Below are 24104 nucleotides of genomic sequence, written 5' to 3' on the forward strand. Positions count from 1 at the left end.
TCTCGATCAATGAGCGCTATCGACACCGACCTTGCCACGCTGCTGCGTGAGCGCCGCAACGCCGTGGATGGCGCAATGAGCCGAGACCGGGGCCGTTTGCTTGGCCTATGGTCGCGCTGGCAGGGCAAACCCGGCAACCCGCAGCTGCGCGAGGCGTTCGAGCAGGCGTTGGCAGCGTCGCTGGCGCAGCGCCAGGCGCGTGCCGAGCAGCAGCCGGCGATCACGCTGGACACGCACCTGCCGATCGCACGCGAAGCCGAGCGCATCATCGGGTTGATCCGCGATCATCAGGTGGTGGTCATCGCTGGCGAAACCGGCTCCGGCAAGACCACCCAGCTGCCCAAGTTGTGTCTGGCCGCCGGGCGCGGCGCCGCGGGCATGATCGGTTGCACCCAGCCGCGCCGGATTGCCGCGCGTGCGGTGGCCGCGCGGGTGGCCGACGAGCTGAAGACGCCGTTGGGCACCGTGGTGGGCTTCCAGGTGCGCTTCACCGACCGGGTGAGCGAGCAGTCGCGCATCAAGTTCATGACCGACGGCATCCTGTTGGCGGAGATCGCCAGCGACCGCTGGTTGTCGGCCTACGACACCATCATCGTGGACGAGGCGCACGAGCGCAGCCTCAACATCGACTTCCTGCTCGGCTACCTCAAGCAGCTGCTGAAAAAACGCCCCGATCTCAAGTTGATCGTGACCTCGGCCACCATCGATACCGAGCGCTTTGCGCAGCATTTCGACAATGCGCCGGTGATCAATGTGGAAGGGCGAACTTTCCCGGTCGAAGTGCGCTACCGCCCGCTCGAAGGCGAAAGCGGCGGCGACGATGCGCAGGATGCCGGCCGCGACGGCGAGCGCAGCGTCAACGATGCGATCGTGGCGGCAATCGACGAGATTACCCGCATCGACCCGCGCGGCGATGTGCTGATGTTCCTGCCGGGCGAGCGCGAGATCCGCGATGCGCATCATTCGCTGGAACGGCGCAAATACCGCGAGACCGAAGTGGTGCCGCTGTATGCGCGGCTGTCGGCGGCCGACCAGGACCGCGTGTTCAACCCTGGCCCGCGCCGGCGTCTGGTGCTGGCCACCAACGTGGCCGAAACCTCGTTGACGGTGCCGCGCATCCGCTATGTGGTGGACCCGGGCTTTGCGCGCGTCAAGCGCTACAGCCCGCGGCAGAAGCTGGACCGCCTGCATATCGAGCCGATCTCGCAGGCCAGCGCCAATCAGCGCATGGGCCGTTGCGGGCGGATCGCCGAAGGGATTTGCTACCGGCTGTATGCCGAAGCGGACTTCGCCGCGCGGCCGGCGTTTACCGACCCGGAAATCCGGCGCGCGTCGTTGTCGGGCGTGATCCTGCGCATGCTGCAACTGGGGCTGGGGCGGATCGAAGACTTCCCGTTTCTGGAAGCGCCCGACGAGCGCGCGGTGGCCAATGGGTGGCAGCAGCTGCTGGAGCTGGGCGCGATCGACGCCGAGCGCCGTCTGACCGCCATCGGTCGGCAGATGGCGCGCCTGCCGGTGGACGTCAAGCTGGCGCGCATGCTGGTGGCCGCGCAGCAGCACGGCTGCCTGCGCGAGATGATCGTCATCGCCGCGTTCCTGGGCATCCAGGACCCGCGCGAACGCCCGCCGGAAGCGCGCGAGGCGGCCGACAATGCGCATGCAGTGTTTGCCGATGCGCGCTCGGAATTCGTCGGCATCCTGCGCCTATGGGATGCGTACCGGCAGGTGCACGAAGACCTCACCCAGTCCAAGTTGCGCGACTGGTGCAACCGGCATTTTCTGGGCTTTTTGCGCATGCGCGAATGGCGCGAGCTGCATCGGCAGTTGCGCCTGTTGTGCGAAGAACTCGGCTGGAGCGAAGAGCCGGCCAACGTGATGCTGGCGCCGCTGCTGGCGGGCGCCAGTGCGCCTGCGCGCGAGGATGGCCATAACGCCAACCGGCCGACGCGCGGGCAGCTGCATCGCGCCGCGCGTCTTGCGCGCGAAGGCAAACCCGATCCGACTGCGCCACCGACGCAATCCGCTGCGGCGGCGTCGAACAAACAGGCCGAGACCGCGGAAGGCTCGGCGCGTGCGAGCGAGCGCGAACGCGCTGCCGCGTACCAATCGCTGCATCGCGCACTGTTGGCGGGCCTGCCCACGCAGATCGGCCATCGCACCGAAAAGGGCGACTTCCTGGCGGCGCGGCAACGCCGGTTCGTGCCGTTCCCGGGTTCGGCATTGGCGCGCAAGCCACCGCCGTGGATGCTTGCGGCGACCTTGCTGGACACGCAAAAAGTGTGGGGCATGACCAACGCCGCGATCGAGCCGGATTGGGCCATCGCCGAGTTGCCGCACCTGCTGGCACGCAAGCATTTCGACCCGCATTGGTCGCGCGCCCAAGGGCAGGTGGTGGCCTCGGAGCAGATCAGCCTGTTCGGGCTGGTGCTGGCGCCGAAGAAGCCGGTGCATTTCGGCAAGATCGACCCGGCCGCCGCGCACGATCTGTTCGTGCGGCAAGCCCTGGTGACCGGCGAAATCAATACGCGTGCGGCGTTTGTGGCCGATAACCTCAAGGTGCTGGAACAGGCGCGCGAGGAAGAGGCCAAGCTGCGCCGTGCCGGTATCGTGGCCGACGAAGGCTGGCAGGCGCGCTGGTATCTGGACCGCATTCCGGCCGAGCTGCATTCGGCCAGCGGGCTGGATGCGTGGTGGAAAACCTTGCCGCCGGACAAACGCCGCAGCCTGCACTGGACCTTGAACGATCTGCTGCCCGGCGAAGGCAGCGAAGCCGATCGTTTCCCGAAGTATTTCCCGCTTGGCGATGCGCGGCTGCCGTTGCAGTACCGCTTCGAGCCGGGTGCGATCGATGACGGCGTCACCCTGGACGTGCCGCTGCACCTGCTCAATGCGCTGGACCCTGCGCGCCTGTCATGGCTGGCGCCCGGCTTTGTCGCCGACAAGGCATCGGCGCTGATCCGCAGCCTGCCCAAGGTGCAGCGGCGCAATTTTGTGCCGGCGCCGGATTTCGGGCGTGCGTTCTACGAGGCCTACAGCCTGCCGTCGGCCGACGATATCCGTGGCGAGCTGGCGCGCTTTCTGTCCAAGGCCACCGGGGTGCAGGTCGCCGCGCTGGATTTCGATGAAGAATCGCTGGACACGCATCTGCTGATGAACCTGCGTCTGCGCGACGACGACGGCAAGGTGCTGGCCGAATCGCGCGATCTGGACGGGCTGCGTGCGCACTTTGGCGAACGCGCCGGGCAGGCGTTTGCTGCGCGTGCCGGGCGCGCACTGGCTGCAGAAGGACTGCGCGATTTCCCCGCCACGCCGATTCCCGAACAGGTCGCCGGCGAGGCCGGTGTGCCGGCGTACCCGGCCCTGGTAGATCAGGGCGAGGATGCTGCCTTGCGCATCTTTGCCGACCGCAACGACGCCGCGCAGGCGCATCCGCGCGGCGTGCGTCGCCTGCTGGAAATCGCGCTGGCCGACAAGATCAAACACGCGCGCAAACAGTTGCCGGTCTCTCCCAAAACCGGTCTGCTGTATGCGGCGATCGAATCGCAGGAGCGCCTGCGTGGCGATCTGGTCGATGCCGCGCTCAATGCGGTGCTGGCCGATGGGCTGGGCGCGATCCGCGACCCGGGTGCGTTTGCGCAACGTCGCGACGATGCGACCAAGCGCCTGTTCGGCGAAGCGATGGAGCGGCTCAAATTGGCCGAGAGCATCCTGGGCGCCGTGGCCGAGCTCAAACCGTTGCTGGAAGCGCCACTGATGGGCTGGGCACGCGGCAATCTGGACGATATGGAGCAGCAGTTGCGCGCGCTGGTGCATGCGGGCTTTCTGCGCGAGACACCTGCCGAGGCGCTGGCCAATTATCCGCGCTATCTCAAGGCGATGATCCTGCGGACCGAGCGTGCCAAGCGCGACCCGGCGCGCGATCAGTCGCGCATGCTTGAGCTCAAGCCGTTTGTGGATGCGTTGGGCGATGCGGCTGCGCGTGGCTTGCAGCAGCGTGCCGACTGGCAGGCGCTGCGCTGGGATCTGGAAGAGTTGCGGGTTTCGGTGTTCGCGCAGGAGCTCGGTGCCAGGTCCGGCGTGTCGGCAAAGAAATTGTCGCAGCGGGTGGCGGCGTTGCGCGGCTGAGTTGTCGGCGGATTGCCTGCGGCTGCTTGCAGCCCGCTGTAGCGTGAGCCGTTCGCGCTTACCTGCCGACGAGTGATGGGCCATGCGCTTGGCCGCCGCAATGGCATGTCGGTCGCCTGCCGTGCCTAGATCATGTTGCATGGATGGGCGATGCGTGGCGTACGCCGACGCATCGCCAAGCACTACTGGCCGACGCAGGTTCCCAACGCGCCCCGCGCGTGCGGCCACATGGCAGTGACCGCACCCACGAAGACGCCAGCGTCAGAACGTCGCAGCCTCAGAACTTCACGTGCAGGCTCGCCATATAGCGCCGCCCGCTTTTGTAGCGGCCAGCCAGATGATCCTTGTCGCCCAGATACTGCAGATACTCTTCATCCAGCAGGTTCTGCCCATCGATCTGCAGCGACCAGTTCGGGCTGAATGCATAGCCGATGCTGGCGCCGAGTTCGGCGTAGTCGTCCACGCTGGCCGGCGCCGCACCGGCCACATAGCCGCCGGCGAGATAGCTGTCGCGCCAGTTGTAGGTCAGTCGCGCGTTGAGCGGGCCTTTCTCAAAGTACGGGCTGAAGGCCACGCTGTTGCGTGACTGATACGGCAGCGCATCGCCGGTGTTGTTTTCGCCGTTGGCGTATGTGTAGTTGGCGGTCAGGCCAAAGCCGCTGTCGCCGAAGGGTTGCTGGAACGAGAGGTTGAAGCCCTTGACCTTGCCGTCGCCGGCGTTGCGCGGCCGCTGCACGCTGTAGTCGCAGTAGCCGTCGGCGGTACAACCGTTGCTGCCGAGCAACTGCGCCCAGCTCTGCGGTGCGGTGTCGCGCAGCGCGTTGTACTGACGCTCAACGCTGGCGCTGGTGTCGATGTAGTTGTCTATCTTTTTGTAGAACACCGACCATGCCACCACCGATTGCTGCGCGAAGTAATACTCGGCCGAGAGATTGAAATTCCAAGATTCATACGGCGACAACTCGGCGTTGCCGCCGCTGCCGGTCAGCGTGGTGTCGTTGAGGAAGGTGTTGTTGACCATCTGGTTGTAGGGCGCCCAGGCGATCACCTTGGCCGCGGCAAAGCGAAACACCCAGTCCTCGCTGGTGTCGTAGGACACGGTCAGCGACGGCAGCAGAAGGTCCTCTTTGCGGGTGCGCGTCTGCCACAGGCTGTCGGCGTTGGCCAGCGACGGTGTGCCGCTATAGACAAAGACGCTGCCTTCGGTCTTGGAGTCCACGTAGCGCACGCCCAGATTGCCGCGCAGACCGCCTGCGGAGAAATTCAACTGCGCGTAGGCCGCGTTATTGGTCTGCTCCAGCGCCCAGCTGTTGTTGAGATAACTGGCTGGATCCGGCGCGTTGTAATCGACCGGGCTATTGCGGATCCAGTTCAGCACATTGTTGCGCCCGGCCTGCACGTGCTGGCCGTGGTCGGGATAGAAATCCTGCAGGTCGGTCAGACCGATCGTGCCAACATCGGCCAATGTGCCAGGGGTCACTCCGCCGTAGACGTTGAGCTCGAAACGTTCCTCATGGTTGCCATGACGCACGCCCAGCAGTAACTGGTTGAACACGCCATCGAACTGCACATCCAGATCCAGTTGGCCGTAGGTGTCCTTGCTCTCGGTGGAGAAGATGCCGTTGTTGCCGAACCAGCCGCCGGCCGAGCCCCAATTGACTGGGTCGCGTGCGCGCGCAAGGTCGTCGAACTGGATGCCGCGGCGCGTGTCCCAACGGAAGCCGCCGTTGTAGAACGGCTCGATGAAGTATTGCGACAGATCCTTGTTTTTCGGATTTGCTCTGGCCCACTTGGCCCTTCACACCCCAGCCATCGCCGCGGAACGCGCCGCGCAGATCCAGGCCTTTGGTGGTGACTTCCGATTCGCGCACGTTGTTGTCGTAGATCACCGTGCCGCCAAGCGGATCGGCGTTGGCGCTGGAATGGCCGCTTGTCACTACGCCGTTGCGCACATCGCCGAGCTCGTCCACCGCGGCCACCGTGCCGGCATTCCAGGTCAAAAAGCTGTACATCGACTGGTTGTAGTTGTCGAACTTCTCGTTGATGTACACACCGCTCAGATTGAATTCCAACGCGTCGCTGGGCTTGATTTGCAGGTTGACCACTGCGCTGTCGCGCTCGCGGTCCTGCTGAAACCACGCAGCGTTGATCGAGTTGGGTACGTCTGCATCGGCCGGTACCGTGCCTGCGGCGTTGGCGAAGGTGCTGGCAGGCGCGTAGCCGAATACTTCCATGCCGCGGCGGTCCACGCGTTCTTCGTAGTGCTGCGCGGACACGGCAATGCCGAAGGTGTCTGCGGGATTTTTCCAGCTATAGAGCAGGGCCGCATTGGGGTTGCCCTTGCTGGCCTGATCGCTGTAGCTGTAGCCGATGGAGCCGGCGATCTCGTTGGCTTTCAGATCCAGCGGTTGGCGTGTGTGCATCAGTACCGTGCCGCCGAGGCTGCCTTCGGTCAACCGCGCTTCGGAAGACTTGAGGATCTCCACGCGGCCCAGGATCTGCGGCGCCAGCAAGGTGTAATCGAATCCGCGGCTGGGCTGCTCGCCGTACAACCAGATCGCCTGCGCCACCGGGTGGCCATCCAGGAACGACAGATTCAAGCTGGGGTCGGTGCCGTCGATGCTGACGCGCTCGCCCTGGCCGAAGCGTCGGTCCAGGGTGACGCCGGGAATCTGCGACAGCGCTTCGGCCACATTGGTGCTGGGAAACTTGCCGATGTCCTCGGCAGTGATCGCTTCGGAAATGCCGGTGTTGTTACGTTTGGTATCCAGCGATTTTTCCAGGCTGGCACGGATGCCGACCACCTGGACGGCGTCCAGCTCGGTGGCTTGCTGGCCAGGGCTGTCCTGGGCTTGCGCGGTGACCGCCAACGACAACGCAATCGCACTGCACAGCAGGGTGGTGCTGTATTTCATGATGTCTCTCCTCATCACGCACAGGGATGGATGGCGGGCCGTGGCTCGCCGGATGCGGGGACTGAAAGTAGCTAACAAAACGACTGTGCTCACCGCCAGGCGGGCGCGGCCGGTGCTCGGAATCGGCATGTACCCCTCGTACACTCCGGTTCTGAGCGCGCCGTCCACACCCACCTGACGACTGCTCGCTACGTTTTGTTAGCCACTTTTAGTAACCGCACGTTCGGGAAAACGCGCGGTGCAACGCTTACGACACGTCAGCGTGGTGTTGCAGATACCAATTGGCTGCACCGAGCACACCCAACTGCCCGTGCTCGACCAGCTTGACCGGGATGCGTTCGAGCACCGCGCGCATGTTGCCCTTGTCCAGAAAACGCGCGCCGAACGTGCTGGACGCCAGAAAGTGTCCGATCATCGGCAGAATGCCGCCGGCCAGATAGATGCCGCCGGCAGCGCCGTAGGCCAGCGCCATGTCGCCGACGGCGTGGCCGAGCAGGGCGCAGAACACGTGCAGGGTTTCGCGCGCCAGTGCGTCGTCTTCATGCAATGCCGCATGCGTGATTGCCGCAGGCTGCTGATGACGTTGCGGCGAACCGTGCAGCGCACACACCGCGGCATACAGCCGCAACAGTCCAGGGCCGGACAGCACGTGCTCGAGCGGCAGATAGTGTTGGTCGCGCAGCAGGATGCGCAGCAACTGCTGTTCGTGCGCGTGCGTGCTGGCCAATGCGACCTGGCCTGCTTCGGTCGCCAGCACGATGGGGCGCGGCTTGGCATCGATCCACACCGCCGCGCCCAATCCGGTGCCGGGGCCGACCACCAGCATCGGCCCGGCGCTGCGTGCATGCCGCGGCGTGGGGCCGCTCAGTTGCAGCACCGCACGCGGTTCCATCTGCGGCGCCGCATAGGCGACCGCTTCGAAGTCGTTGACCAGATGCACGTTGCGCAGTTCCAACGCGGCGCGCAGGCGGTTGGGCGAGATGCTCCATGGCAGGTTGTTGCTGATGAAGCTGCCATCGTCCAGCGCAACGCCGGCGCTGGCGATGACGACCGTCTCGACATGGCTCACCTGCGGCAGGAAGTCGGCCAGGATGGCGTAGTCGCCGCAGCGATAGGTGCGGTAATGGGCAACCGCGATGGCGTTATCTGTCTGCACCACGTGGCCAAGACGCACATGCGTGCCGCCGACATCGGCCGCGATAAACCCGGCGGCGACAGGAACAGCGGGCATGGCAGAAACGTGAGCAGAACGCGAAGTCGCAGCCACATGCAGTCCTTTGGTCCGTCTGATCGGCCGATGCCATCAGCGTGTAGCGGCCTGTTTAGGAGTTGGTGACAACGATGTCAATGGTCCAGTCGGGTTGGATCGATCTTGGCGGCAGGCTCAAGTGCAAAAGCCGCCCTCTGGACCGGTTCTATGCGGACTTCATTGCGCAAAGTGGACAAGACGGTACAGTTGCGAGTTTGCAGTTGGCGCGGTGAAGGTGTGCAGGCGTGCTCAGCTGGCGCGGATGCATGCGGTGGCCGTGAGGTACTAGTCCACCGACCACCTTTCTTTATTTGGGAGCGCTACACGACATCGCGAACTACTGCCTCGTAAAGCCGAAGCCATTGGCATGCCCAGCGTCACGCAGCATCACTGCCGTGTGCGGATCAAGGTTGGCTATGGAAGATGCCGAACGGCGCGCCGCGCGATGCGTTGTCCGCGCTCATTGCAACAGCAATCACCGTGCGTTGTCCGCCCTCATTGCAACAGCAATCACCGTTCAACCCGCAGCAGCGCGACTCGCAATGCCGGGCAACGTGCTGCACGCGGCATTGTCGGTGGGCGGTGCTGTAGAGGGATATTGCTGCTTGCCAAGCACATAGGTCTGGCTGGTAGCGACGAATCCATCGGCATAGGTGGCTTCGACGAAATAGGCGCTCCAACCAGTATCTGGAGTCTGCACCGGCACCGAGACGCTGTTGCCGCGTGCAAGCGCAACCGGGGTGGCGTGGTAGCGGATGCCGCAGGCATAGCGGAAGTCGCGCGCCTGCGGATTGGTGGCCGCCCATAGCCGCACTTGCGTCGGTCGCTCCGACGAGCGGAAGCGAATGTGCGGTGCGTCGCCTGCGCGCAACGTGTCGCTCACATTGGGGAGCGAGCGCTGCTGCTGCAGCCGCGTGATAAACGGCACCAAGCCGTCGACGATCGATGCGCGGATGCCGTTGTGCGCGCTGTTGGGCACCATGCGCAAGGCCTTGCTGCCAGGCAACGCGTCATAGAAAAACTGCGTATTGTCCGGCAGGAAAAAATCATCGCCGCTGGCGTTGACGATGTACTTGGGAACCCTCACGCGATTGCGGTAGGGCGTGCGCAGATAACTCAGCGGGTCCTGCAGTTGCACCAGTTGCGCGAACGCCGGGGTCTGCAATTGCGCGGTGATTCCCTGCTTCGCATAGGCGTTGAATGCAATCGGCCAGTTGCCGCCGTACGCCCGATACATGTGGTCCAGCACGGCCGGCATATTGAGGATGTCGATCACGAACGGCACCACAGCGTCCACGCGTGGGTCGGCGATGGTGGCGTGCCAGCTGGCCCAACCGCGCTTGGATGCACCGGCAAGAATGAAGCGATGGATCTGCAGCGGTGCCAGCTCGCGCTCGGCCAGAGTCATGGTGCGCGCGATCGCCGCGGCCATCGGTACATGCAGTGGCATGGTCTTGCGCTGCTGCGGCGCTTGCAGAAACAGCGACCAGCTGTAGGCGACGCTGTCGTCCTCGCGGCGCGGGGCGGCATCGCCCTGATACTGCAGCGCCTGATTGGGGATATCGCTCAGCGCGATGACCACGGTGCGGCTGCGTTGCGCCAGCGCCGCCAGCGCTTCCGGCGGCAACTCGCTGGCCGGCTGCGCCGCACTGCCTGCGATCGGATGACGCGTGCCATTGGTGGAGATCAATAAGGCGCGCGTTGGCAGCGCATTGGCGGGTACATACATCGCAACGTCATGCTGCCAGGTGGCCGGGGTGACGAGCCCTTCAGGCGACCACGTCTGCGAGGTCAACAGATACTCGCGCCGCTCGACACCGGCGATGCGGCTGGTGGCGCCTCGCGTGTAGACCAGCGGCTGTTGTTCCACCGCATCGCGATAGCAGACCAGGGCCTGATCAAACCCGACCTCGGGCGCGGTGGCGCAGCGTTCGGCAGCGGTGGATGCCAGTGCAGGCCCTGCGATCAAGCCCAGCAGTGCAATCCCGCAGCGTGTCGTCAGGCGCATCGGCATTCTCCGTCAGCGGCGCTGGGAGCCAGCGCGATCAAGGGCCCGGCCCGCGCCAGACGCGCAGATCAAGCCCGTTGTCGGTGGCAAGTCTGGCACGTAGGGCGCATCCATCCTTTGCAGTGCCCACACCAGATGCCGGCGAAAACGAAGTCGGGGTTGTCGGCGAACAGAGGCCGCTGCATTGACTTGCTAGCTTCCCGCAGAAGCGCGCTTGCATGGCACATCCGCGCGCGCCGACGAGGAGGCTGCGCTTCTCTGCTTCTGCAGCAGCTTTCCGCCATCCGCACTACTTGTACGGGCTAACACTTGGAAGGGCTAAAAAACGCAGCGAGCGGTCGTCAGGGATGCATTGACGGCGTACTCAGCACCGAAGCGTACGACTGGCCCATGCCGCACCGAGCACCTGCTACGCCAGCCTGACGGCGAGCGCAGTCGTTTTGTTGGGTGCTGTTACTTGATCCGCCGCACCTTGGCCGGGGTGTTGTAACCCTCGATCTGCAGATACCACACGCCGACCAGGCCGGGCTTGATCTTGACCTTGGGAGCGTCCTTGCGCACGCCGGAGAGGCTGGCCACATCGGTCTGTTCCCATTCCTGACCATTGGCCATCGTATAGACGCGGCCCTTGGAGAAGCCCTTGAACTCGCCGACGATGTTGCTCTCGATCGGCTCCTTGCTACCGAAGTCGAAGAAACCACGGTTCTTGACGATGATTTCCTGGCGGCCGGCTTCCTTGGCCTGTTCGACCACGACGGCGGCTTCTTTGGCGACCTTGCCCTGCAGCCAGTCGTTGAGCGCGGCCAGTTCGCTGGCATCGAGCTTGTCCAGGCCGGCGGCCTTGAACTGTTCGGCGCTCATCTGCGACTGCAGATCGCCGTGGACTGCGCGCTGCGCCAGGGCCGGGGTGGCGGTCAATGCAAGAGACAGGCAGACCAGCAGGGGAATGCGGCGCACGAGCGACATGGAAGCCATCCGACAGGAAAGAGGTAGCTAGTGTAGACGCTGTGCTGTGCCGTGCCAGCCGACGCCGGTCAGTCCACGCGGTCGGCAGTGGCCGATGGCGCCTGCGCGGAGCGGGCGGGGCGGCGATAGATGAATTCCGGCGCCGACGCAGCCGCCTCGGTGTCGGCAATCGCGCGCACCTGCGCATGGTCGGGCGAGCGTTCGCAGACCGGGTCCAGCGTGGCCGCATCGCCGCTGAGCGCCAGCGCCTGGCAGCGGCAACCGCCCCAGTCGATCTCGCGTTTGGGACACTCCTGGCAGACCTCGGGCATCCAGGCGGTGCCGCGAAACCGCACGAACGCCTCGCCGTTGTTCCAGATATCGGCCAGCGAGCGCTCGCGCAGGTTGTCGAAGCGCATGCCGTCGATGGTTTCGGCCGCGTGGCAGGGCAGTACGTCGCCGCGCGGAGAAATATTGACGAAGCGCTGGCCCCAGCCACCCATGCAGGGCTTTGGCAGGCGCGCGTAATAGTCGGGGGTGACGAAGTCGATCGCCAGACGGTCGCCGAGCTCGCGCCGCGCGGTTTCCACCGCGGTAATGGTGGCCATCAGTTGCTCGCGGCTGGGCATCAGCGCCGCACGATTGCGCAGGCCCCAGCCGTAGTACTGGGTGTGCGCCACTTCGATGCGCTCTGCCTGCCATTCCAGCGCCAGCGCAATCATGCCGGGCACGCGCTCGGCGTTGTGCCGGTGCAGCACCGCGTTGATCGTTAATGGCAGGCCGCGTGCGCGTACGGCGGCGGCAAAATCGCGCTTCTTCGACAGGCTATTGCGATACCCGGCGATGCGGTCGGCGCCGGCCGGGTCGACGTCCTGCACGCTCAGCTGCACATGCTCCAGTCCGGCGGCTTGCAGTTGGTCCAGCATCGGTTCGCCGCCGGCCACACCGGAGGTGATCAGGTTGCTGTACAGCCCGAGCTCACGCGCATGCGCCACCAGCTCGGGCAGATCCTTGCGCAACATCGGTTCGCCGCCGGAAAAATGCGCCTGCAGCACCCCCATGTCGGCGGCCTGCTGCAGCAGCGAGCGCCAGCCGGCGGTGTCCATTTCTTCGCGCAGCGCCGCCAGTGCAATCGGGTTGGAGCAATACGGGCATGCCAGCGGGCAGCGATGGGTCAGCTCCAGCAACACCGACAGCGGCGGCGGTGCAGTGTTCATAGCCGCAACAGACGTTTCTGGTGCAGGGTGGTGGTCAGTTCGATCACATCCACTTCGATCTCGGCGGCGTCGGCATCGAACTCTGCAGCCAATTCCTGCGCAATCTGCGCCAGCGAACGCGCGCCATCGAAGCGCTGCGCCACCACCTGAGCGATCTCGTCGAGTTCGACCACGCGTTCGGGCGCAAGCAGCACCCACTGGTCGCGTGTGCGGTCGTGCTGCAGACGCACGCCTGCGCGCAGTGCCGGCTGACTCTCGCGGGTAATGTCGCTCACGCAGCGGCCCGGCGGGCGTCGCGCTCGGGCACGAACGCGTCCGGCCACACGATGCCCGGCGTGACGTAGGCCACGTGCAAGGCATCCAGCTGCGCCCACAACACCGAACATTTGAAATGCAGTGCGGCCTTGACCAGCTGCTGTTTTTCGACCGTATCGGCGTGCTGCTTGACGTAATCGAGCGCGAAATCCGAATCGCGCGGCGCCTCGGTCAGGCGATGCTCGAAGTACGCCAGCGCCTCGGACGAGACGAAGTCGTAGTGCTTGAGCATGCCCGCCACGCGCTGGCCGATGATATTGGGAGCGAACAGTTCGGTGAGCGAGGAGGCAATCGCCTCGAGCAGGCTTTTTTCGCGGACGAAGTGCAGATAGGCCTGCACCGCAAACCGCGTACCGGGCAGCAAGGCGCGCCCGGATTCGACCAGGTCGCGATCCAGGCCCAGCGCGTCGGTCAGATGCAGCCAACGTGCGATGCCGCCATCGGTGGCGCTATTGCCATCGTGGTCGAGGATGCGCTGGCGCCAGATCCGCCGCAGCGCCGGGTCTTCCATGCGCGCCAGAATCGCCGCATCTTTCAGCGGAATGCAGCGCTGGTATTCGAAGCGATTCAGCGCCCAGGCCTGCACCTGGCCGCGATCGAGCTTGCCGTCGTGCAGTAGCGCATGAAACGGGTGCTGATCGTGATACAGACGTGCGCCGATCGCGCGCAGATCCGCTTCCAGTTGGTCGGTGGTGAGCAGGGCGGTCACAGCGTGATCTCCAGGCCGTCGTGTGCAACGTCCCAGCCGCTGGTACGCGCACTGGCGTATTGCGGCGAGTGGATGTCGAGCACGGGATTGGTGGTGTTGAGATGGATGAAAATCTTGCGCGCTACATTCAACGGGGCGAACGCAGCGATGGTGCCGTCGGGTCCGTCGATGCTCATGTGGCCCATGCGTTGGCCGGTTTTCTGGCTGACGCCGAGCGTCACCATCTCGTCGTCGCTCCACAGCGTGCCATCGAAGAACACCAGCTCGGCTCCTTGCAGGCGCGCGCGCAGTGCGTCGGTCATCGCCGCGCAGCCGGGGATGTAATGCACGCGGTGTTGGCCATCGTCGATGGTGAGCCCGAGGGTTTCTTCGTTGGAGCCGGCCAGATTGCCTCCACTACGCGATTCCATGAACAGCGGCACCTTGCCCGGTACCGAGAAGGGCGTCAGTTGCAGGCCGAGCAGCGACACCGGCGTGTCCAGCGCAAATGGCTGGCGCGTCACGTAGTTTGGATTCACCGCGTCGAAGATGGGGTTTTGCGCCAGCAGGTCTAGCACGCGACTGCTGGCATGCAGCGAGAAGGCCTGGCTTTCGCGCATCGACAACAATCCGGCGATATGGTCGATCTCGCCGCTGGTCAGCAGCACCGCTTCAATCGGCGAATGGCGCAGGCCGTGCTGCGGCCATAACGCCGGTGTGGCGAGAATCTGCTGACGGAAATCGGGGGACGCGTTGATCAGAACCCAACGCTCGCCATCGGCGCTGACCGCGATGCTGGCCTGGGTACGACGTTGGGCACCGTCTGCTTGTTGCCAGGCCCGCTGACTTGCGGGCGTATGGCAGTTCCACTGCGGGTGCCCACCGCCGGCCGCCGATCCCAGAACAATGATGCGCATGCAAACTGTTACCTACTCTGCCGGCAGTTGCCGGTCATGCATCAAAAGGAAGGGCGGCTGGTGCGATTGAGACGTGCCGGATCAAAACTCGCCAGAGACGTAGCAGTTGATTTCGGCGCCACAGTTGACTTCACGAACGACAGGCTTCTTCCAGGTCTTCATCGGCTATCTCCTAGTGGGTGGAAAAACGCCGCCGCCGCGCAATGCAACGATGACGTGGCCCGAGCATAGGGAGCCGGTTTACTCCAATTGTAAAGGACTTGTAAAAAGTCGTCGTTGCATCGCAATTCTTACTCCGCGCTGACGCGGATCCATCGCAGAGCGGTTGCGAATCAAGACCTTGGCTGGTGAACCGACCATAAGCACAGGCATGCAACCGGCAGGCGTTTACGCCGAGATTGCGCGTTGTGGAGAGGGTGACGCGCACGTTACCGTAGCTGTCAGACCCCAATGATCGTCGGCCGCCGTGTCCTCCGTTGTGACCAGTTCCTCAGTTGAACGCCTGTACGTCTTGCTGCAGCGCCCGGCCGTTGCGTCGATCGCACCGGCATTACGCGATGCATTGGCGCAGGCCTGGCAGGAGGCGCCGCCTGCGCAGGCCGACAGCGTGCCGTGGGCGCTGCTGGCCGACACGTTAGACGTGCTGGCATCGCTGGCAGCCGATGAGGCGACGTTGATTGCGGCCTTGCTGTTCGACCTGCCGGCCTTGCGCGGCGCGGTGGCCGGCTTGCCGTGGCAACCGGCGGAGCGGCGGGTGGCGGTAGAAGGGCTGCTGGATGGCCTGGATGCGGCCGATCAGGTCTGGGCGCTGCATGCCGGGCGCGAGGCCGGGCGCAACAGCGAGGGCTTGCGGCGGCTGCTGTTGTCGATCATCCACGACCTGCGCGTGGTGCCGATCCTGCTGGCGCGGCAGCTGGCGCGCATGCGCGTGGCCGACCGCCTCAGCGAGGAGCAGCGCCGCGCGCTGGCGCAGCTCACCCGCGACATCCATGCGCCGCTGGCCAACCGTCTGGGCATCTGGCAGGTGAAATGGGAGCTGGAAGACCTGGCGTTCCGGCACCTGGAACCGGATACCTATCGCCGCATCGCGCGCGAAGTGGACGAAACCCGGGTGGCGCGCGAGCGTTATATCGAGGCGGTCAAGCGCACCTTGTCGAGCGCATTGGCAGGGCAGGGCCTGCGCGCAGAGGTGAGCGGGCGGCCGAAGCACATCTACAGCATCTGGCGGAAGATGCAGAAAAAGCGGCTGTCGTTCGACCAGCTCTACGACGTGCGCGCGGTGCGCGTCATGGTCGACGACGTGGCGGCCTGCTATGCGGCGTTGGGCGCGGTGCATTCGCTGTGGGCACCGGTGCCCAGCGAGTTCGACGATTACATCGCCAGGCCCAAGGCCAACGACTACCGTTCGCTGCATACCGCGGTGGTCGGTCCGGAGGGGCGCACGATCGAAATCCAGATCCGCACCCACGAGATGCATGCCCAGGCCGAGCTCGGCGTGGCCGCGCACTGGAAGTACAAGGAAGGCGGCAAGGGCGCCGAAAAAGCCTTCGACCGTAAGATCCTGTGGATGCGCCAATTGCTGGAACAGGTGCAGGAAGGCGACCACGGCGAGTTGGCCGGTGCGCTGGATGCCGAGCTGATCGAAGACCGCGTGTATGCGCTGACGCCCAAGGGCGAGGTCATCGATCTGCCGCAGGGCGCCACCCCGCTGGATTTTGCGTACCACGTGCACACCATGGTCGGCCACCGCTGCCGTGGCGCGCGCGTCAACGACCGCATCGTGCCGCTCACCTACCGGCTGCGCAGCGGCGACCGCGTGGAGATCATGACCGCCAAGGAAGCCGACCCGCGTCGCGACTGGCTGCTGGCGTCCAACGGCTTTCTGGCCAGCGGGCGTTCGCGCGACAAGGTGCGCGCCTGGTTCCACAAGCTCGACCGCGCGCGCAATGTGCAGGCGGGCAAGGAGTTGCTCGATCGCGAGCTCAAGCGTCTGGGCCTGCAGCATGCCGATCTGAGCGTGGCGACGCGCAAATTCCACGCCGAAAACGTCGACGATCTGTATATTCAGGTGGCGCTGGGCGATACCGGACCAAACCAGGTGAGCCGTGCGCTGCTGGAAGCCGAGCGCACGGCCTCGCAACCTGCGGTGCCGGCGCCACCGCGGCCCACCGCGCGCCGCGAGGGCCTGGGGAAATCCAAATTCACCGTGCAGGGCGTGGGCAATTTGCTGGTGCAACTGGCGCGGTGTTGCCAGCCGGTGGCCGGCGAACCGATTGCCGGTTACCTCACCCGCGGCCGCGGCATCACCGTGCACCGCACCGACTGCGCGGCATTGGCACGGCTGGCGGCCACCCACCCGCAACGCGTGTTGCCGGTGGAGTGGGGCAAGGCCGGCAGCGGGTACGAAGTGGATGTGCAGGTGCGTGCGGTGGACCGCCGCTGGCTGCTCAAGGACATCACCAACCTGATCGCGCAGGAAGATGCCCACGTGCTGGAAATCAACAGCGACAACGTGCGCGACACCGGCAGGGCGCAGCTGCGACTGCGGCTCAAGGTCAGCGACTACGACCAGCTGTCCGCGCTGCTCGGCAAGCTGGATGCCTTGCCCGGCGTGAACGAGGTGCGGCGGCTGGGCTGAGCGCAATCAACCGGCGTCGCGTGCTTTTGCGAGCGCTGCCGCTGGTTGGGATGGCGCAGATCATCTTGGTATGGCGCAGATGATCGGCGGACGTTCGGTGTGCTGCGCTTCGGGGGTGGCTTGCGCGGTCGCTGTGCTGCGGCACCCACGTGTCAGCCACCCCAGGCGTCGTGCAACTGCCACGACGATGCATCGATTCACCAGACCAGTCCGGACAGCGCGCCAGCACCTGCAGCGCTTGCCTTGACCAATCCCGACTCCCGACACCCCATTCCACTAAATCCGCTCGCCCACACCGTCTTCGCCACCCAGCCGGCTACCATATGCATGTGAACGCGTCCCCGTCAGGTCGCGCCAAGGATGGACGCGACCGCATGTTTTCCCTGCCGCGCTGGGTCAGGTCGCCGCGCCTCTGGGCGCCGTTGCGTAGCCGTGCGCTGTGGCGCGTGGTGCTGGTGCTGGCCGCCTGTCTGCTGTTGAGCGTCATCGCGCTGCGCAAGCCGCTGGGCGATGTGGTGTGGCCGGATACCCGCATTCAGCAACTGCTGCAACGTGGCGATGCGGCGCTGTCGCGCGGCAAGCTCAGTGCCGCCGACGGCAGCGGTGCCCGCGAACTGTTCACCGCAGCGCTTGCGTTGGATAACGATCGCAGCGAGGCGCGGGTCGGGTTGGCGCGCACCGGCGTGGTCGCGGTGGTGCAGGCGCGTGCCGCTATCGCGGCCGGCGATGCAGCCGCTGCGCAGCGCACGCTGGCACTGGCAACCGCACTGGAGGTGCCGCAGGCGCAGATCGCGCCGGTCGCGCTGCGGCTGCGTCAATTGCAGGCGCGCCGCGTCGGACTGGATGCCTTGCTGGTGCAAGCTATTGCCGCCCAGCAGCAAGGTCGCCTGGATGGCACGCCCGACAGCGCGCTGCCGCTGTATCAGCGCATTTTGACCCTGGCGCCCGACCGCACCGACGCGCTGGAAGGGCGCGAGGACGCCCTGACCGATCTCTTGGCGCAGGCGCGTCATGCGTTGGCGCGCGACGCACTCGGCGAGGCGGCACGCCTGCTGGCCGCGGCCAAACGCTACGATGCCGGGCATGCCGATGTGCCGTCGACCGAAGGGCACTATCACCGCGTGCTGGATCAGCGCCGGCAACGTGCCGAGGCATTGTTGCGGCGCGGTCGGTTGGCCCCGGCTGCACGCGATTTCAACGCGGTGCTGGCGGCCGAGCCGGCCGATGTCGGGGCGCAGCGCGGGCTGGAACGGGTGGCCAGCGAATATGCCGCGCAGGCGGGCCGGCAGGCTGCGGACTTCCAGTTCGACGCGGCGATGCAGTCGCTGCAACAGGCGCGGTTGTTGGTACCGGGCGCCGCATCGATCGCCCAGGCCGGGCAGGCCATCGCCCGCGCCCGCGACGCCCAGCGCAGCCCGGAAACCGGTCTGTCGCGCGGCGTGCGCGAGCGCCGTTTGCGGCTGCTGTTGCAACGCGTCGCCGACGCCGAAGCGCGACAGCAATGGATGACGCCGCCCGGTGCCAGCGCCTACGACGCGGTGCGTGCGGCACAGGCGCTGGCGCCGCGCGATCCACGCGTGCTGCAGGCCGCTGCGCGTGTGGTGCCGGCCAGCCAGCGCTGTTTCGAAGACGAGCTGCGCAACAACCGGCTGCGTGCTGCGCGCGGCTGCCTGGATGCCTGGCAGGCGCTGACCCCGAATGGCGATGCGTTGGCCGGCGCGCGTCGACGTCTTGCGCAGCGCTGGGTCGCGGTCGGCAGCGAGCGCCTGGGCCAGGAGGATGCGGCGTTCGCGCGCCGTGCGCAGGAACAAGCGCACCAACTGGACCCCAGCTTGCCGGAGCTGGCCGAATTCACGCGCCGGGTCAGGGCGGTGGCCGAACAGCGCTGAGGCGTGCGCTGTTTTTGTCGGCGTTTGGCCTGTGCATGCCGGTAGTGGATGTTGATCAGACCGGAGACATCCAGGAGCGCCTCGACGTCATCTTCGCTGCAGGCAATGGCCGACCGGCCGAGTACCGGACGCGCTCGCTCGGCGCAGCAAAGTAGTTTTGTTAGTTGCTCGCAGTCCGCACCGGTTGTTGCTCCCTTCTCCCACTGGGAGAAGGTGCCCGAAGGGCGGATGAGGGTACGCGCGAAGCGTCGCAATCTATGTGCGTGTTGGTCGTCGCAGTGAGCGAACTCTGCGAAGTCTCGCGTCCTGCGCGCCAAGACATCGATGCAGCCCGCAATGATCTGCGTGGTACGACGACAACTGCTCGATCCGCAACGCACCCGTGAGTCACCAACGGCACCACTCACCCCGCGATAAACAGCTCGCGGACCGTCGCGCGCGCTGCGTCCAGCGAGAAGTGCTCGGCCACGTTGCGCAGCCCGTTGTCGGCCAGCTTCTGCCATAGCGCCGCATCCTGATACAGCCGCACGATGGCGCTGGCAAAGGCATCGGCTTCGTCGGCCACGCAGACATCGTCGCCATCGCGCAGATGCATGCCTTCCACCGCGCAAGTGGTGCCGACCACCGGTTGACCATGCGCCATGCTCAGATTGATCTTGCCTTTGACGCCGGCGCCGAAGCGCAGCGGGGCGACCGCAATGCGGGCGCTGTCCATGAACGGCACCAGATCCGGCACATGGCCGTGCAGTTGCACGCCGGGGCATTGGTCTGCAAGCAGCTTCAGCGCCTCCGGCAGATCCGCACCGATGCAATGAAATTCCACATCCGGCAGTTGCGCGCGCACCTGCGGGAAGATCGCGCTGATGAACCACTGCACCGCATCCACATTGGGCGGATGGCGGAAGCCGCCCACGAACACCAGGTCGCGGCGTTGCACGAAGCTATGGCCGCTGCCGGCGACCTCGTGCAGATTGGAGAGCAAGGCAGTGCGGATCTGCGGCGCGTCCGTGCGTAATTGCGCCTGTTCGGCCGCAGACACCAGCAGGGTGACGTCGGTGGCCGCCATGATCTCCAGCTCGCGTACCCGGGTGCGTTCGGCGCTGCGCAGCAGATTGGCATCGCCGGCGAGCTCGGCGCCGCGGCGCTCGCGCAGGTAATGCAGGTCGACGGTGTCGAACAGGGTGCGTGCCTGCGGCGCGTACTGTTTCAACAGCGGCAGGCAGGCGTGGGCAACGTGATGGCGCACCAGCAGCACCACCGCAAAACGCGGGCCGTGCGTGCGCAGCCAGCTGCCGATGCCGTCCAGGAACGGCGCGTACCAGACCTCCACCCCCAGTTGCTGCAGCGCCTGGGTGTGGCGTCCGGCATGTTCGCGCCGGGTCGGCACGAACACCACATGGGCGCCTTCTTCGCGCAATAGCCGGATCAGATTGAATTGCCGCAACGAGCCGGAATCGCGATCCGGTTGCGGCACGCATTCGTCCAGGATCAGCACCTGGCGTTGCCCGCGATGCAGTTGCGCCGGGCCAGGCACCGTGCCGACCGGCAACTGCGTTGCCAGCGCCTGCTGCCATTTCTCCGCGAAAACGGCCTGATTGCGCACCTGATAGGCCTTCACTCCGGTGCGCGTGTCGGTGCCGTTGCTGGTGCCTTCGTCGTGCACCACCACGCTGGCCGGCTGCACCAGGACCTGATGCCCGGCGGCGCGCACCGCAAAGGCCAGGTCGGTGTCTTCGTAATAGGCCGGCATGTAGCGGCGATCCAGCCCCCCCAAGGTCCGCAGCAACAGCGCTCGCGGCAGCGCGATCGCTGCACCCGAGCAATAGTCCATCGCGCGGACATAGGCATAGCGTGGGTCATCGGCCGACTCGAAGCGGCCGTAGCTCCAGGCGCTGCCGTCGGCGAAGACCACGCCACCGGATTCCTGCAGGCGCCCGTCCGGGTACACCAATTGCGCGCCGACCAGGCCGGCGTTCGGATGCGCGGTGAAGGTGTCGATCAGTCGATCCAGCCAGCCGGGCTGCGGGATGGTGTCGTTGTTGAGCAACACCACGTACGCGCCACGCGCCAGCGCGATCCCGTCGTTGCAGGCAGCGATGAAGCCGCCGTTGCTGGCGCGCAGGTGGTACTGCAGGCCGGCAATCTGCGGCAGCTGCACGGCGGTGGCATCGCTGCTGCCGTCGTCCACCACGACGATCTCCACCTCAAGCGTTGGTGGATGCGCAGCCAGCGCACGCAGACAGGCCAGCGTATGGGCGATGTGGTTGTAGACCGGGATCACCACCGTCACGCGCGGCGCGGCGCTGTGCGGCACCGCAAATGCGGCAAATGGCGCGGCATCGGGCAGCCATAGCGATGTGCCGAGCGCCACCGGTGGTGCCTGCGTGTGTACGCGAATGCGCTGCCAGGTGGCCCGCCACCCGCGTGTGCGCATGCTGGCCACGCTGCGGTGGATCAGGCCGAGCACGCGATTGAACAGATAGCGCGCGTCGGCCAGGGACATCGACATTGCGTTGAAACTCCAGCGGAGAGACAGGTGAATGGAGTCAGCAGGGAGTGCGATGGCGCAGCCGGCAGACAACCGCCGCCAGTGTACCGAGGAGCACTGTCCGCGCCGAGCACAGGCCGCAGCGGCGCGGCGGTGAGCGCGTGCGTTTGTTAGCCGCGCTTAAGCCGGCGGGGCCGGCGCGCCGCAACCATGACAGCGCTGCGCTAGACTCGCCCGACTCTACATTCTCGCATTCCCGTGCCCCGACGCTACGACCACGACGATTCCGACGACTTTCAGGACGACTCAAACGCGCAAGGCTCCCGCTGGCAACGCAGGCTGATTGTCTGGGGATTTGCTGCGATCGCGCTGGCGCTCGGTTTCCTGATCCCCTATACGGTGTATCTGAACAAGCAGGTCACGCAACGCTTTGGCGAGCTGCGTTGGCAGATCCCGACCCGCGTGTACGGGCGCCCGCTGGTGCTGGTGCCCGGCAATGCGCTGGATGCGGCCACGCTGAAGACCGAACTGGATGCGGCGTCCTACCGCGACGACGGCCAGGCCAAGCTGGCCGGCACCTATCAGCAGGATGGCAGCCGCTTCACCATCGCCAGCCGCGGCTATAACGATGTGGACGGGCGCGTGCCTGCCCGACGTATCGAGGTCAGCCTGACCGGTGGCCGTGTGGCGAGCCTGCGCGATGCGGCCGACCGCAAGACGCTCAAGAGCGCGCGGCTGGACCCGGCGCGTATCGCCACGCTGTATGGGCAGAAGCAGGAAGAGCGCCGCCTGGTGCGCATGGAAGAAGTGCCGGAACTGCTGGTCACCGGCTTGCAGGCGGTGGAAGACCGCGACTTCAACAGTCACCACGGCATCGATCTGAGCGGCATGGTGCGTGCGGCCTGGATCATGGTGCGCTCCGGCGGCCAGGTCCGTCAGGGCGCCAGCACCTTGACCCAGCAGCTGGCGCGCAGCGGGCTGCTCGGCATCGGCAAGGAACAGACGGTCACGCGCAAATTCAACGAGATTCTGTACGCGGTGATCATGGAGGCGCGCTACGACAAGCGCACCATCCTGGAGGCCTATCTCAACCAGGTCTATCTGGGTCAGCGCGGCGGGCAGGCCATCCACGGCGTGTCATCGGGTGCGGAACTGTGGTTCGGCCGCGAGCTCACTTCGATGACCACCGAGCAGATCGCACTGCTGATCGGGCTGGTGAAGGGTCCGTCTTATTACGATCCGCGGCGCAATCCGGAGCGCGCGCTGGATCGGCGTAACTTCGTGCTGGGCAAGCTGCGCGACAACCAACTGATCGACGATGCCGAATACAAGCGCGCGCTGGCTGCGCCGCTGGGCGTGCCTACCGAACCAGGCCTGGTCGCTGCCAACCGCTTCCCGGCCTATGTGGATCTGGTGCGCCGGCAGCTGGCCCACGATTACCCCGAAGGCGTGCTGCAAGGCGCCGGCATGAGCGTGCTCACCGGCATGTCGCCGTCAGCGCAGGCCTATGCCGAAGGCGCGGTGACCGGCACCATCAAGCGGCTGGACAACAAGAAGCGCCCGCCGCTGCAGGCTGGCCTGGTGATGACCGACGTGCATAACGGCGATGTGCTGGCGGTGGTCGGCAGCCGCGATGTGGCCAAGCCGGGCTTCAATCGCGCGGTGGAGGCGCAGCGGCAGGTGGGCTCGTTGCTCAAGCCGTTCGTCTACTTGCTGGCGCTGGCCTCGCCGGACCGTTGGGCGTTGTCCAGTTGGGTCGACGATTCACCGGTGACGGTGCAGCTCAGCCGGGGCAAGACCTGGTCGCCGGGCAATTCCGACAACCGCAGCCACGGCACGGTGCGGCTGGTCGATGCGCTGGCGCATTCCTATAACCAGGCCACGGTGCGGGTGGGCATGCAGGTCGGCGCGGACCGTGTCGCGCAATTGATCCAGGTGCTGGCCGGCATCAAGGCCGATCCCAACCCCTCGTTGATCCTGGGCGCCACCGATCAGAGCCCGTACGGTATGGCGCAGCTGTACCAGTTCCTGGCCGCCGGTGGCGAGATTCAGCCGCTGCACGCGGTGCGTGGCGTGCTCGACCCGCAGGGCAAGTTGCTCAAGCGCTACGACAAGACCCCGGCACCGGCGCAGGAAGGCGATTCTGTGGCGGCCAACCTGATCAGCGTCGCCCTGCAGCAGGTGGTCAGTGGCGGGACCGCGCGGCAGCTGCTGGGCGATGGCCTCGGGCGGCTGTCGCCGGCCGGCAAGACCGGCACCTCCAACGACGGCCGCGACAGCTGGTACGCCGGCTACACCGGCGACCATTTGGCGGTGATCTGGATGGGCAACGACCAGAACGAAGAGACCGGCCTGTACGGCGCCACCGGCGCGATGCGGGTGTGGTCGAGCATCTTCGCGCGTCTGCCCAGCGCACCGTTGAAGGTGAACGGCAAGGGCCTGGATTGGCAGTGGGTAGATGCAGCCGGCACCGGCGTCACCGATGCCGGCTGCCCGGGCGCGCGCCAGTTCCCGTTCGTGGTCGGCTTCACGCCGGCCTATGCGCCGTGTGCCGGTAATGCGCCCTCCATCGAAGGCGTGCCGGACGATGGATCCGCACCCGCCGAGCAATCCAGCGGTGGCGGCTGGCGGCGTTTCTTCGGGTTGGAAAAGAAGCCGGAAGCACCCGCACCGGCGCCTGCGTCGGCGCCCCCTGCACATTGAGTGGAGT

13 protein-coding genes, 2 other RNA genes and 1 pseudogene are annotated in these 24104 nt (G+C 65.9%); 5 read left to right on the forward strand and 11 right to left on the reverse strand.

Going from position 1 to position 24104, the window contains the following annotated elements; translation table 11 throughout:
• Positions 1–9 precede the first annotated feature (9 nt).
• Positions 10–4125: an ATP-dependent RNA helicase HrpA gene (gene hrpA / locus XdyCFBP7245_RS13465; protein WP_104616108.1), complete on the forward strand. Its 4116-nt coding sequence runs from the start codon at positions 10–12 to the stop codon at positions 4123–4125.
• Between the two features lie 277 nt (positions 4126–4402).
• Here the strand turns inward: hrpA and XdyCFBP7245_RS13470 are convergent.
• A pseudogene (locus XdyCFBP7245_RS13470) lies at positions 4403–7040 on the reverse strand (TonB-dependent receptor).
• A gap of 127 nt (positions 7041–7167) precedes the next feature.
• Here XdyCFBP7245_RS13470 and XdyCFBP7245_RS13475 point away from each other — a divergent pair.
• Positions 7168–7244: non-coding RNA, sX9 sRNA (locus XdyCFBP7245_RS13475), on the forward strand.
• A gap of 43 nt (positions 7245–7287) precedes the next feature.
• Here the strand turns inward: XdyCFBP7245_RS13475 and XdyCFBP7245_RS13480 are convergent.
• From XdyCFBP7245_RS13480 to pqqA, 9 genes are all read right to left on the reverse strand, one after another.
• A complete protein-coding gene (locus XdyCFBP7245_RS13480) occupies positions 7288–8307 on the reverse strand; it encodes a glucokinase family protein (protein ID WP_104616109.1) in 1020 nt (339 codons plus the stop codon).
• A 499-nt stretch (positions 8308–8806) separates the two neighbouring features.
• A complete protein-coding gene (locus XdyCFBP7245_RS13485) occupies positions 8807–10297 on the reverse strand; it encodes a PhoPQ-activated pathogenicity-related family protein (RefSeq protein ID WP_104616150.1) in 1491 nt (496 codons plus the stop codon).
• A gap of 316 nt (positions 10298–10613) precedes the next feature.
• Positions 10614–10689: non-coding RNA, sX9 sRNA (locus tag XdyCFBP7245_RS13490), on the reverse strand.
• A gap of 61 nt (positions 10690–10750) precedes the next feature.
• Positions 10751–11263, reverse strand: coding sequence for a hypothetical protein (locus XdyCFBP7245_RS13495; RefSeq protein WP_104616110.1), 513 nt, complete (start codon positions 11261–11263; stop codon positions 10751–10753).
• Positions 11264–11331: 68 nt separating this feature from the next.
• Positions 11332–12459: a pyrroloquinoline quinone biosynthesis protein PqqE gene (pqqE, locus tag XdyCFBP7245_RS13500; RefSeq protein ID WP_211287700.1), complete on the reverse strand. Its 1128-nt coding sequence runs from the start codon at positions 12457–12459 to the stop codon at positions 11332–11334.
• Positions 12456–12734, reverse strand: a complete 279-nt coding sequence (gene pqqD, locus XdyCFBP7245_RS24270) for a pyrroloquinoline quinone biosynthesis peptide chaperone PqqD (protein WP_115562643.1) — start codon at positions 12732–12734, stop codon at positions 12456–12458. Before pqqD ends, pqqE begins: the two co-directional genes overlap by 4 nt.
• Positions 12731–13483 (reverse strand): pyrroloquinoline-quinone synthase PqqC, encoded by a 753-nt coding sequence (gene pqqC, locus XdyCFBP7245_RS13505; RefSeq protein ID WP_104616112.1) that lies wholly within the window; start codon positions 13481–13483, stop codon positions 12731–12733. The genes pqqD and pqqC overlap by 4 nt, the downstream gene beginning before the upstream one ends.
• Positions 13480–14379, reverse strand: a complete 900-nt coding sequence (pqqB, locus tag XdyCFBP7245_RS13510) for a pyrroloquinoline quinone biosynthesis protein PqqB (RefSeq protein ID WP_104616113.1) — start codon at positions 14377–14379, stop codon at positions 13480–13482. Before pqqB ends, pqqC begins: the two co-directional genes overlap by 4 nt.
• An 81-nt stretch (positions 14380–14460) precedes the next feature.
• Entirely contained in the window at positions 14461–14541 is an 81-nt protein-coding gene (gene pqqA / locus XdyCFBP7245_RS13515; RefSeq protein WP_002812057.1) for a pyrroloquinoline quinone precursor peptide PqqA, read from the reverse strand.
• Between the two features lie 304 nt (positions 14542–14845).
• Here pqqA and XdyCFBP7245_RS13520 point away from each other — a divergent pair, with 304 nt between their 5' ends.
• Together XdyCFBP7245_RS13520 and XdyCFBP7245_RS24175 are read left to right on the forward strand one after the other, a co-directional pair.
• Positions 14846–17017, forward strand: a complete 2172-nt coding sequence (locus XdyCFBP7245_RS13520; protein WP_342352092.1) for a RelA/SpoT family protein — start codon at positions 14846–14848, stop codon at positions 17015–17017.
• A 374-nt stretch (positions 17018–17391) separates the two neighbouring features.
• Complete coding sequence (locus XdyCFBP7245_RS24175; RefSeq protein ID WP_170068646.1) at positions 17392–18906, forward strand: hypothetical protein; 1515 nt, start codon at positions 17392–17394, stop codon at positions 18904–18906.
• Positions 18907–19309: 403 nt separating this feature from the next.
• Here XdyCFBP7245_RS24175 and XdyCFBP7245_RS13535 read toward each other — a convergent pair whose 3' ends face one another.
• Positions 19310–21415: a glycosyltransferase gene (locus XdyCFBP7245_RS13535; RefSeq protein WP_104616116.1), complete on the reverse strand. Its 2106-nt coding sequence runs from the start codon at positions 21413–21415 to the stop codon at positions 19310–19312.
• 237 nt (positions 21416–21652) lie between these two features.
• Between XdyCFBP7245_RS13535 and mrcB the strand changes: the two genes are divergently transcribed.
• Positions 21653–24097, forward strand: a complete 2445-nt coding sequence (gene mrcB, locus XdyCFBP7245_RS13540) for a penicillin-binding protein 1B (protein ID WP_104616117.1) — start codon at positions 21653–21655, stop codon at positions 24095–24097.
• Positions 24098–24104 lie beyond the last annotated feature (7 nt).

The organism is Xanthomonas dyei (assembly GCF_002939865.1).
GTDB classification, from domain to species: domain Bacteria; phylum Pseudomonadota; class Gammaproteobacteria; order Xanthomonadales; family Xanthomonadaceae; genus Xanthomonas; species Xanthomonas dyei.

Excerpts from the sequence above, each read along its gene's own strand:
- hrpA (WP_104616108.1), top strand. The coding sequence starts at position 10 with ATGAGCGCTATCGACACCGACCTTGCCACGCTGCTGCGTGAGCGCCGC.
- XdyCFBP7245_RS13485 (WP_104616150.1), bottom strand. The coding sequence starts at position 10,297 with ATGCGCCTGACGACACGCTGCGGGATTGCACTGCTGGGCTTGATCGCA.
- XdyCFBP7245_RS13495 (WP_104616110.1), bottom strand. The coding sequence starts at position 11,263 with ATGTCGCTCGTGCGCCGCATTCCCCTGCTGGTCTGCCTGTCTCTTGCA.
- pqqE (WP_211287700.1), bottom strand. The coding sequence starts at position 12,459 with ATGAACACTGCACCGCCGCCGCTGTCGGTGTTGCTGGAGCTGACCCAT.
- pqqB (WP_104616113.1), bottom strand. The coding sequence starts at position 14,379 with ATGCGCATCATTGTTCTGGGATCGGCGGCCGGCGGTGGGCACCCGCAG.
- pqqA (WP_002812057.1), bottom strand. The coding sequence starts at position 14,541 with ATGAAGACCTGGAAGAAGCCTGTCGTTCGTGAAGTCAACTGTGGCGCC.
- XdyCFBP7245_RS24175 (WP_170068646.1), top strand. The coding sequence starts at position 17,392 with ATGTTTTCCCTGCCGCGCTGGGTCAGGTCGCCGCGCCTCTGGGCGCCG.
- XdyCFBP7245_RS13535 (WP_104616116.1), bottom strand. The coding sequence starts at position 21,415 with ATGTCGATGTCCCTGGCCGACGCGCGCTATCTGTTCAATCGCGTGCTC.